General features: G+C 40.0%; 3 protein-coding genes. All 3 read left to right on the forward strand.

The features are described from left to right. Positions 1 to 25: 25 nt before the first annotated feature. The gene (locus tag NXS07_RS07820; protein ID WP_258086495.1) at positions 26 to 1,480 is read left to right on the forward strand and encodes a serine hydrolase domain-containing protein; all 1,455 of its coding nucleotides are present in this window, start codon (positions 26 to 28) and stop codon (positions 1,478 to 1,480) included. A gap of 193 nt (positions 1,481 to 1,673) precedes the next feature. Next, the gene (locus NXS07_RS07825; protein ID WP_258086503.1) at positions 1,674 to 6,113 is read left to right on the forward strand and encodes a non-ribosomal peptide synthetase; all 4,440 of its coding nucleotides are present in this window, start codon (positions 1,674 to 1,676) and stop codon (positions 6,111 to 6,113) included. A 17-nt stretch (positions 6,114 to 6,130) separates the two neighbouring features. Next, positions 6,131 to 11,905, forward strand: coding sequence for a type I polyketide synthase (locus NXS07_RS07830; protein WP_258086496.1), 5,775 nt, complete (start codon positions 6,131 to 6,133; stop codon positions 11,903 to 11,905). Positions 11,906 to 11,954 lie beyond the last annotated feature (49 nt).

The following is an 11,954-nucleotide window of genomic DNA, read 5'->3' on the forward strand; positions in this document are numbered from 1 at the left end:
TCTCGATTATAAGAGTATATATAAGATGAAATTTAAGTATCTATTTATATTTTTCAGTTTTATATTCATAAATATTTCCTATGCAGCAACTGAATCGACCGGGAATGATGCCTTAGAAAAGCAGCTCGTTGAGTATATGAACGTTGGCAAGATCCCAGGGTTGTCAATAGTTATTTTAGATAGCAAAAAAGACGCAAAATTTATTTTCCTGGGCAAAGAAAGGATGAACGCTGATAAAAACATTGATGGAACAACCCTGTTTGAATTAGCGTCAACCAGTAAGGCGTTTACTGGGTTTATAGCAGCAAGGTTAATTGAGGAGGGAAAAATAAAGGGTGATACTAAGGTTTCATCAATTTTACCTGCTCTGTCATTCTACTATGATAGTAAACCGGTCGAAGTTACATTTTTGCAGTTATTACATCATACATCCGATATTCCATTTTCAAGTATCGATTTTGTCTACGGCGGTCAAGATAATACGTCTCTGGCAGATATGCTCAATAAGATCGACAAGATTGAACTCCAGAGTGTGCCTGGAAATAGTCACTCCTACTCAACCATTAATTATGGCATCGCAGCCAGAATGATGGAAATCGTGACGCAAATGTCTTACCAACAACTATTACAGACCTATGTTTTAGCGCCGTTCAACATGAACCAGACCTCTGTAGAGGCTTTTGTTGAAAACAAATCTACAGGCCATCAAATAAGTTACCTTGCACCCAGACCGTATAATGCGCCTTTTGTTGTAGCCAATGTTCCTGCCGGATATATTCAAACTAATGCTATAGATATGGAAAAGTGGCTGCGTTTTCTGAGTGGTGATGATTATCCAGCATTAGAGCACGCTAAAAAACGGATGTTTACGCCAGATAAAGCGGTGGTGACAAACGAAGGGAATAACAGTCACTATGCAATGGGATGGTATGTTAATGGAGAGAAGATATTCCATACTGGCATGAACCCAAGCTTTTCTAGTTTTGTTGGTGTTAATGTGGGTTCCGGCGCCGCAGTTGCTGTCATGGCCAATGTAAATAGCAATGTGACTTTTGCTATTGGCGAGCAGATATTAGATCAACTTTCTTCAAATCAACAAATATTAAAATTAACTTCTCCCGATGACGTTAAGTTATTTGATTCATTTGATCGTGTTTTTTTAATTATAAGCCTGATTGTTTTACCCTTTATTCTATTGATTGGTTTTAGAATTTATCGAAATATTTTCGTGAAAGAAAGAGAGAGTTTTTCCAAGAAAAATCGTTTTATTCTAATTTCATTAATTATTTTTTGTATGTTTTGTACCGTACTGAGTCTCATTTTGCCGATGGCAATATTAAATATTTCCTGGAAAACATTTGTTATCTGGATGCCTGGTAGCTTTTTATTGATGTATACACTTTTAATTTTCAGCTTACTGGCAAGTATATTTAATTGCTCAATTATACTCGTTCGCCGCATTCAGTTTGCTAAGGAATAATCCAGAAATAACCCTTTAATACGTTCAGAAACAATCTAAAAAATCAATATGATCATATTATAAAAGCCAGGTGATATCTAAAATTTAAAAATCGGTCATTTTAAAAATAACGCTTCATAAATCACATATGAAATTTTAAATTTAAACAAACAAATAGGTTATAAAAATGTCTTGCGGTAATAAATTATATAGTATGACAAGGATCCAGAGAGGTATATGGGCTACAGAAGAAAAATACCAAGGGACGGGTATGTTCAATATTGGTGGCACCTGTAGCGTCGAAAAGAATCTGGATTTAGTTAAGTTACGCGATGCAATCATACAGGTTATTAGAGAAAATCAGTGCTTAAATTTTGTTCTGAATAATGAAGTTCCCCCAAAGCTTGTGATTTCAGAACGAACCGAATTTATGATAGGAAAATTCGATTTTAGCGCGAATGACAAGCCCGATGACGCATTTGATCAGTGGCGTCATCAAGTATTGTCTGCTCAAATGCAAACGGATTCATCACTATATGACTTCTCCGTCTACAAGGTCACTGAAAGAAAATATGGTTTTTTGATTAAGTTGCATCATATTATTGCTGATGCGACAACCATGCAAAATATGATCAGCAGAATTTGTGAATGCTATGAAAATAGCGTTAATAACAAAGAAGATGCAAAAATTGTTGAAGACGACCAACAGTACTTTCTGGACAGAGAAGAAAAGTATCTTTCAAGCCACTCTCACTCTAAAGATAGCGAATACTGGCAATCAGCGCTTTCTAATCTGGATGGGGGTACTCACTTTATTCTGGGAAATAAAAGCTTAGCCACCGCTGCAAAGAGGAAAGTCTATAATATTCCCAATCGAGTATCCGATCATGTGAAGGCGCTTGCCTCCCTATGCGGTTGTTCGGAAAGTTCGATATATCTTGCTGCATTGTACCTGTTACTGGGAAGGTTTTCGGGGCAGGAAACGTTGACCGTTGGCATGCCTTTGCATGGTAGAAAAAAGACTGACTCTCATCGAAACTCAATGACGGTATCTACAATTGCCTTGCAATGTGAGGTAGATGAGGAGCAATCATTTGAGGATTTGTTACACCAAGTAAGTAAAAACACCCGAGAAGCTTACCGGCATCAGCGATTCGATTATTCAGATCTGCTTAAAACTGTCAGTAATAATAATGAAAGAAGCGAAGAGATTTTTGACGTAAGTTATAACTACTCAAATACAAAATATGAAATAACGCTGGAAAACTTACCTTTGATTGTCGAGGATATATTTCCCGGTGAACAGCAATATTCTATACAGTTTCTCGTCAAAGAGCTGTTTAATGAAAAGATCACAAAAATATATTGTGACTTCAAAACAAACGAATATTCTGAACAGCAAGTAGATTCTATCATCGACCAATTCATAGTAACCTGCGAACAGGTCTGCCAATTCCCGTCGCGTAAACTGGTCGAATTCGATTTAGTGAGTCAGAGTCAATTAAAAGAAATTGAATCGGCTAAATATAATGCTGCGCGTACTCATCTGACTGTCATCGAGCTATTTAATCAAACGGCGTGTACTAACCCAGAACGTGTCGCGGTGATAGAGGGTGACACTGAAGTTACTTATGCAGACTTGCAGTATAAAGTGAATGCAATCAGCAGTAAGCTTAAAGAATATGGCATTTCGACAGATTCTCGTGTCGCCGTATTATTACCAAAAAGTTCGCTGCAAATTGCAGCACTGCTGGCCATTATGCATATTGGCGCGACTTATGTTCCGCTGGAACGGGATTTACCGGACGAAAGAATCGCGTACATACTCAATGATAGTCTGTGTAGTTTAATTTTATGTCCGACAGAATGGGCATCATCTTTACCTGAGTATTTTCCTCATTATGACCTGACCTCACTACAGACGAGCGACGGGATTTACCCGGAAACGGTGCCCTGTGAATGCCAGAGTGAAACAGCGGCTTATTTGATATATACATCAGGTTCAACGGGCTTGCCTAAAGGTACCGTTATTCGTCAGGCTGAATTAGTTAATTATTGTCAGTGGGCGGCTAAGACTTATTACCCTGAAAAATCAGATGTCGCCGCTTACTACACACCGCTGACGTTCGATCTGACAGTCACCTCTATCTTCCCGCCATTGCTGGCCGGTGCAGCAATTAAAATCTATCGGGAAAGTACTAACTTTGTACTGAGCGAGATTATTCATGATAGCAAAGCGACAGTCATCAAATGTACGCCTTCGCATTTGCAGGCCATCAAGCATGAAAATATAGAGCGACACTGTTCTGTGCGCCGGTTTGTTGTCGGTGGAGAAAGCTTAAAAGTGGAAGTAGCGAGCCACACTGATACGCAGTTTCATGGAAAAGTCGAAATATTAAATGAATATGGGCCTACCGAGACAGTGGTTGGTTGTATGATCTATAAATATAACCCCTGCCATGACAAGGCCATCTCTGTTCCAATTGGTATTCCGATAGACAATACTCAAATTTATATTTTAGACAAACATGGCAGACATTGTACACCGTATATCAAAGGTGAGATTGTTATCGCAGGTAATGGCATATCGGCGGGATACTGGAATAAAGAAGAACTGACCAGAGAGAAATTCGTAACAGATAAATTTCATCCTAGTCAACGGTCTTATTTATCAGGCGATTTAGCCTACCGAGATGCGACAGGAAACATCATCTATATCGGAAGAATAGATAAGCAGATAAAGATTAGAGGACATCGTATTGAGCTGGATGAAATAGAGAGTCGGTTGTTAAAGCACGAACTCGTCAAAGATGCTGTGGTTCTGGTCGATGAAATCGAAAGTGGCTCTGCGTTATTGAAGGCTTTCATCGTGGCTGATGATAAGAAAACGGCCAGCAAGCCTCTGCTTTCTGACTATTTATCATCCTACCTTCCTGCTTATATGGTTCCTCAATATTTCAAATTTATCGATGAAATACCTTTAACATTTAATGGTAAAGTGAATACCGATGTTTTATCTCAGATTAAATTTGAGGTTGAAGAAATTGATGATGAGATAGAGAACAGTGATATTGAAAAAAGTGTACTCGATGAATTTAAGCATATTCTGCGTTGCGAAGAGCTAACCGTAAACAGTAATTTCTATCAATACGGTGGTGATTCGATTAAGGCCATTCAATTAGTCACACTTTTACAAAGAAAAGGCTTAGTGGTAAAAGTGAAAGATATTTTTCAGTCACCGACACCAAGAGCATTATGCCGACTCATTAATGATAGAACCCCTGTATCTTGTGAAGAGGAAGACATTGAAGTTAATGAGTTTGCTTTAACACCCATTATGAAATGGTTTACTGGTTTAGGTTTAGATAGAAAAGATATCTACCATCAAATGTTGACTCTGAAAATATCCAGTCAACTGGATAATTCAGATCTTGAAAAAATATTCAATAGACTTATCTCTTCTCATCCGATATTGAATACGTATTTTGATGAAAGTAGTCGTAAGTTATTGGTTAAAGACAACGACAGCTTAGTAAAAATTGATGTGCTGGATGTGATTTGTTTCGAAGAGAAAGAGAGTATTGTACGAAATAGATTGAATGAAACAGAATGGCCTCAAACACCTTTATTTCAAGCGGTTCTGTTACGGAAAGAGGGCGAACAGGAGCTGATGGTTTTTGCCCATCATTTGGTTGTGGATGGTGTGTCATGGAGGGTTTTACTTGATGATCTCAACCTATTAGCCAGCCAACGGGTTCAGGGAAAAACGCTCTCTCTGCCAAAACCAAACAACCGTTTTGCCAAGTGGGTTAGTCTGGTTGAAGATCATTATCGTGATCTTGATGCTGATGAACAGTCTTACTGGCAAGCACAGAGCCGTTCGACAGCGCTTGCAGACATCGCTAAATACTTTTCAGAAAAGCCGGAAATAAAGTATTTTAATGCCAACCTGACGACCAGGGATCAGGGGCAATTTTTGCAGTTATGTTCCTCAATGAAAATCAAGCCGAATGAATTATTCTTTGCAATTTTTACTTATGCGTTATTTAAACAGTTCGACAAAAATAATTTTACGGTTGAATTAGAAGGTATTGGTCGAAGCTTACATTCCAGCGATCTCGATCTAAATAGAACGGTAGGCTGGTTTACCTCAATTTATCCTCTGGTTATTGATTGCAACAAAGATATTATCAGCCATATCAAGCAAGCTAAGGAAAGATTACGTGCAGTGAAGGATAATGGTATGGGATATCAATCTATTCGCTACAGCCCTACAGGAAGTCAATACGAATATGAACATAAGTTACCCAGATTTAATTATCTTGGGGACTTTGATCAAAGCGAGACAACCGATCTGATCCAAATAAAATCGATTCATCCCAATATCATCTCACATGAAGATAATCTATATACAGACCTGTTGGACTGTAATATCTACTGGGAAGGTTCTTGCAAAGTCAGCATGAGCTACCTGAATACGCATGTGAATGAAAGTGATATCACCAATATCACTAATACCCTGCGAGATACGCTTGAATCTCTACTTAATCTGGAAGACCAATTATATCAGCGTGTATATACATTGACTGACTTCCCGACTATTTCCTTATCATCCACAGAGCTTGAAGACTTAGTCTCTCAATTATCTATATAAAATTTGGTTATTAATTTATGACAGATTCATTTGATATTGCCATTGTTGGCATGGCTTGTAATTTTCCTGATGCAAAAACCCCCGAAGAGTTTTGGCAAAATCTGATTTCAGGCAAGGAAAGTATTAAAAAATTCCCCCATGAAGAGTTAATAAAAAGCGGTTACAAAGAGGAGGAGATAAACGATCCCAACTTTGTCGCCGCTAAAGCGGTCCTCGATGATTATAAGTCTTTCGATAACAATGTATTCGGCTATCTTAAAGATGAAGTGGATAAGATGGATCCCCAATGCCGGTTACTGCACGAGTGCTGTTGGCATGCATTAGAGGATGCGGCCTATGCTCCGAGTCATAGCCGTGAAAGGATAGGGCTGTTTGCCGGTGCGGCATCTAACATCCCCTGGATTTCAAACTTGCTTAAACAAAAGCTTACGCCTGCCGAAACGTTTGATATCGTAAACTGGAACCTGCCTGAATCAATCATTACCAGGACGGCCTACCGATTAGGCCTGAATGGTCCCGTAATGGCGATTCATACGGCGTGTTCAACGTCGCTAGTTGCCATTCATACGGCATGTCAGTCTATTCTAAGTGGTGATTGTGATTTAGCGTTGGCAGGGGGGGTATCAATTACCCTGCCTCAAGAGTCTGGCTATCTGTATCAGCAGGGAATGGTTCGTTCTGCCGACGGTCATTGCCGTCCTTTTGACATCGATTCGAATGGTACGGTGGGGGGGAGTGGAGCCGGTATTCTCCTGTTAAAACCGTTAGACAGGGCTTTGGAAGACAATGATCACATACACGCGATCATAAAGGGTTCGGCAATCAATAATGATGGTCAGCGCAAAGTCGGCTTCACCGCACCCAGCGTAGAAGGGCAGGCAGAAGTTATTTCGAGTGCTCAAATGCTGGCGGGAGTAGAAGCCGAAGACGTTAGCTACATTGAATGCCACGGAACAGCAACCGAAATTGGCGATCCTATTGAAGTTTCTGCCTTGTCACGAGTGTTCCGAAATTCCGGCAATGTCTGCTGGTTGGGGGCAGTGAAAAGTAATATTGGCCATTTAGATGAGGCAGCGGGTGTTGCTGGCGTGATTAAGACGGTCATGTCACTGAAGCATAAGCAGCTAGCACCGACGCTTCACTATCACCAGCCAAACGATAAGCTTCACATAGAAGAAACGCCGTTTAAAGTCGTAGATAAACTCATGGACTGGTCTGTGCCGGCTAACGAAAAGCGCATTGCCGGCGTGAGTTCTTTCGGGATTGGAGGGACTAACGCCCATATCGTGCTCGCTGAAGCCGATAAGCAAGAAGCGCTTCATGAAGATGAATACCCTAACGTCTTCTTGATATCCGCTGAGACACCTGCCGCGCTTAATCATAATCAACAAAATATCCTTACTGCGCTTCGATCCTCACAAAAACACAGATTGTGTGATATTGCCTATGTGCTACAAGAGGGGAGAACCCACCACCGTTACCGTAAGGCTTTTGTGGGTTCAAATATTCAAGAGATAGGTGAAGCACTGGAAAAGGTCACCGTGAACCCAACGAAAGCAAAAGATTCGGAACGTCATATTGTATTTATGTTGCCAGGACAAGGTGCACAATATACAAATATGGCGTTGTCATTGTATGAAAAACATGCGGTATTCCGCTCGCAAGTTGATCGCTGCTTGACGATAGTTTCAAGGTATCTTGGTCAGTCATTGAAAGAAAAATGGTTTCACAATGATAAGGTCAATTATCTCAGTGAAACGCAATATGCACAGCCGGCAATTTTCATTGTTGAATATGCACTGGCTAATTGCTTAATTGAAGCGGGTATCAAGCCCTCGGCCTTATTAGGTTATAGTTTTGGGGAGCTGGTTGCAGCCACAATTGCAGAAGTATTCACATTAGAAGATGCACTAAAATTTGTCGTTAAACGGGGGCAGCTGATGCAGAGCCTGCCTACCGGTGCCATGCTGAGTATTCCGCTTCCGGCGTCAGAGGTATTAGCACTTTGCTCTGGCGGTATCGTTGTCGCTGTAGATAATAAAGATTCCTGCATTGTTTCATCTGATGAAAAATCAATTGAGGAATTTTCCCAGATATTAAAGAAAAAACGTATCTTAACAACCCCGATCAAGTCTAAGCACGCCGCTCATTCTCAGGCTATGGCGGCGATAAATAAACAACTGTTGCGGGTACTTTCGGGTTTCACATTAGGTGAACCTAAAACTCCTATTATTTCATCAGTTACCGGTGAGGAACTGACCGCCGCCGAGTCAACATCAATTCAATATTGGGCTGACCAGGCGGAAAAAACAGTCTGTTTTATTCGCGGTCTGGAAAATATTCTCAATAATAAGTCTTGTGTATTCATTGAAGTCGGAGTGGGAAGAGATCTCGTTAATCTCGTCCGCCGATATGTCCCCCAAGATGCTTCACAGTCGATCATACAATTGCTGCCTGAGGATAATAAAGCGCAAACTCAGCCGTATTTATTCTGGTCTGGGTTAGGCAAAATATGGCAACAGGGAATTCAGATACAATGGCGAAAAGTTAGCATCGCACAAGATTGTAGGCGTATATCACTACCGGGTTATGCTTTTGAAAAAAGTGTTTTCTGGCCCAAAAACGCCAATTTCTTGAGCTTATTTTCTGGCATTCAACACGTAGAGAAAGATCAATTTTGTATTAAAAAGAATGACAATATGTCAGATTGGCTTTATCAAGCCGCTTGGCAGCAACATATTTTGCGATCTACAAAGCCAGTGGAATGCACAAAATCGGTGCTAATCTTCAAGCTTGGCTCTTCTAATGATCAAAGTACAACCTTTGAAAAAGCATTATTAAATCATTATCAAAAAGCGGTTCGAGTTAAGGTTGGCTCCGAATGCGAGCTAGAAATTGAAGCACTGAGCACCCTTCGCTGTCTAAACTATGACGACTACAAAAATCTCTTTGATTTGCTCAATAATAACGAAATCTCGATAGAAGAAATGGTCATCGATTGTATCAATGTTGACTTGTCTCTCAATGAGCAACTGGCCGCTGTACTCTATTTATTAAAATCGCACCGTGCATTTTCCAGTCACCCTAATTTAATGAATGTCACATTGCTGATTCAGAATGGCGTTGTGGTATGCAATGAACCGGACATTAATCCATTTGCTGCTGCTATGATGTCTATCAGCACGGTTATTCGGCAAGAATTCCATGAGTTGTGCTGTAAGGTTATTGATGTCGGTGCGTTGAATGATTGTTCTGCTGACAAGCTGATCCGCGAAATAGCCGAGCGTGACAATAAAAATGTCGTTTACCGCAATAACCGAAGATGGGCTGAGGTGTTTTTACCTTACTCACCGATCATGAATGATGAGACTTCTCGATTGAAAAAAGAGGGTGTGTATCTCCTGATTGGCGGACGAGGCTTTATCGGACACACTTTCGCGCAATATCTTGCCACTGAATATAACGCAAACCTCATCATTACCTCACGATCCCGGCAAAATATCGATGACAAATGGCAAAAAGTGTCCAATGATGCCGCTAATTTAGAATTCGCTCAAGTCGATGCGAGTGATCGGGTCGCGATGGGCGCATTTATTCAGGATACCACTGCCAAATATGGTCGCATTGATGGTGTATTTTACTTAGCGGGTTTGACCGGTGAGGCCTCTCTGAGATCAATCAATGAAACTGAGAGTGATTATATTGATAGTCATCTTACCTCTAAGCAAAAAGGAATAGAGGTTTTAGAGCAGGTATTGGAACCCGTTAATTACGATTTTTGTTTAATCCTTTCTTCCCTGGCACCTATTTTGGGTGGCTTAGGCTTTTTTGCCTATGCAGCAGCCAGCTCTTATCTAGACGCTTTTGTATTACGGCACAACCGGCAAAATGACAAAAAATGGACATTGATTAATTGGGATGGCTGGGAACTGGCTAAAAAAACAGAACTTAATGCGAAAATCGGTAGCAGCCTGTCACACCTTCTGGTGACGAAAGAAGAGGGGATTTCATTATTAGAAGAGGTACTTAAGTATCAGGAAAAGGATGCGGTTGTCATTTCAACCGCAGATATCAATGCCAGAATTGCACAATGGTCAAATCCTTCTTTAAGTAAAAATGAGGAGGGGTCTGATGATAGCGGTTATTCAGCAAGACCTGATTTGGACTCTGAGTATGTCGCACCGAACAGTGAGATTGAGAAAAAACTCGTTTCAATTTGGCAAGAATTTTTAAGAATTGAATCGATAGGCATGAAGGACGATTTCTTTGATCTGGGTGGAAACTCTCTGAAGGCGATAACGCTATTATCAAGAATCCATAAAAGCTGTCAGATCGACGTGTCGTTAACGCATTTCTTTAAAAACCCGACGATTAAAGACATTGTTGCTTTAACCGATTCTCAATTTGGCAAATCGGAGTATCAGGCGATACTGCCGGCAGAAGAGCAAGAGAACTACCCCCTCTCACCAGGCCAGAGAAGACTCTATTTGCAACAAATATTAGATAAAAATTCGGTGGCCTATAATGAGACAGCCGCTTTTAGCATCTCAGGTAAATTAGACAAAGACAAATTCAACAAAACACTACAGTCACTGGTTAAACGGCACGACTCATTGAGAACGTCATTTGTACTCATTAACGGAGAGCCAAGGCAGAAATGTCATCAAGATCTTGAGATCAATTTAGAACATGTAAAGTTGAACTCATCAAGTTTGAGCAATGAGGAAATAAAAAATCAGGTTCAAAGTCTCATTAAACCCTTTAACCTAAATGAACTTCCGTTAATGAGGCCGATCTTAATTGAGGTGAAAGAAGATCAATACATTTTCTTCTTAGATTTGCACCACATTATTTCTGATGGCCTTTCTCAGGATATTTTTGTAAGAGATTTTTTAGAGATATACCAAGATAAGCGCCTGAAACCTTTAGATGTTCAATATAAGGACTACACGGTTTGGCAACATAATATGGCGAATAGTTGTCGGATACAGAAACAGCAAGAATTCTGGATTTCAAATTTAAAGCAGGTATCAGAACTGCAATTACCGACTGATTATCCCAGAACTGACAGCCATAGTCATAAAGGTCAACGTATCTATTTCACAATTAACAAAAAATTGAGCGATGGACTGGATGAATTTGCCAATAGAGAAAATATAACGAGATTTATGCTGTTTATCTCATCATATGCTCTATTCCTTAAAGATATTTCTGGCCAAGATGCGTTTGCAGTTGGCACACCTATATTAGGTCGTCCGCAAAGCGAGTTACAAGATATAATAGGTATGTTTGTCAACCTATTACCTATCACATTTAAACTTGACGACGATTTATCTTTTAAATGTTTTGTTAATAATGTGGCTGAAAATACCATTGCAGCATTTGAAAATTCAGATTTTCAATTTGAAGATATGGTCAAAGCGCTCAATATTAAGCCAAGGTTAAATAGAACCCCCATCTTTGATACCGTGTTTTCGTATATGAACATTGGAATGGCGGACTTTACATTACCGGATGTTAAATTCAGCCGCTATGATATAAGCCAGGAAAGTTCACGATTTGACTTGGCGTTCTTTGTCAAAGAAACAGAAACAGGGTATGAGTTTAGCTTCGAATACAAAAGCGAGCTATTTAGAGATGAAAGTATTGAACGCTTCAAAGATAAATATATTGCACTCTTAGAAGGCATTGCCTCTAAACCCGATGACAGTATCAGGCTGTTATTAGGCAAAGGTGAATGGGATAAAAATAACACGTTGCAAACAGAAGAGTTGTTGGACTTTAATTTTTAATTCTATTTAGTCATCAATAAATATCGAACAGTGGCAGGTATAACTTGTC

It is taken from the genome of Xenorhabdus bovienii (assembly GCF_024721015.1).
Lineage (GTDB): Bacteria > Pseudomonadota > Gammaproteobacteria > Enterobacterales > Enterobacteriaceae > Xenorhabdus > Xenorhabdus bovienii.

Coding starts and splice junctions, on each gene's coding strand:
- NXS07_RS07820 (WP_258086495.1), top strand. CDS start 26: ATGAAATTTAAGTATCTATTTATATTTTTCAGTTTTATATTCATAAAT.
- NXS07_RS07825 (WP_258086503.1), top strand. CDS start 1,674: ATGACAAGGATCCAGAGAGGTATATGGGCTACAGAAGAAAAATACCAA.
- NXS07_RS07830 (WP_258086496.1), top strand. CDS start 6,131: ATGACAGATTCATTTGATATTGCCATTGTTGGCATGGCTTGTAATTTT.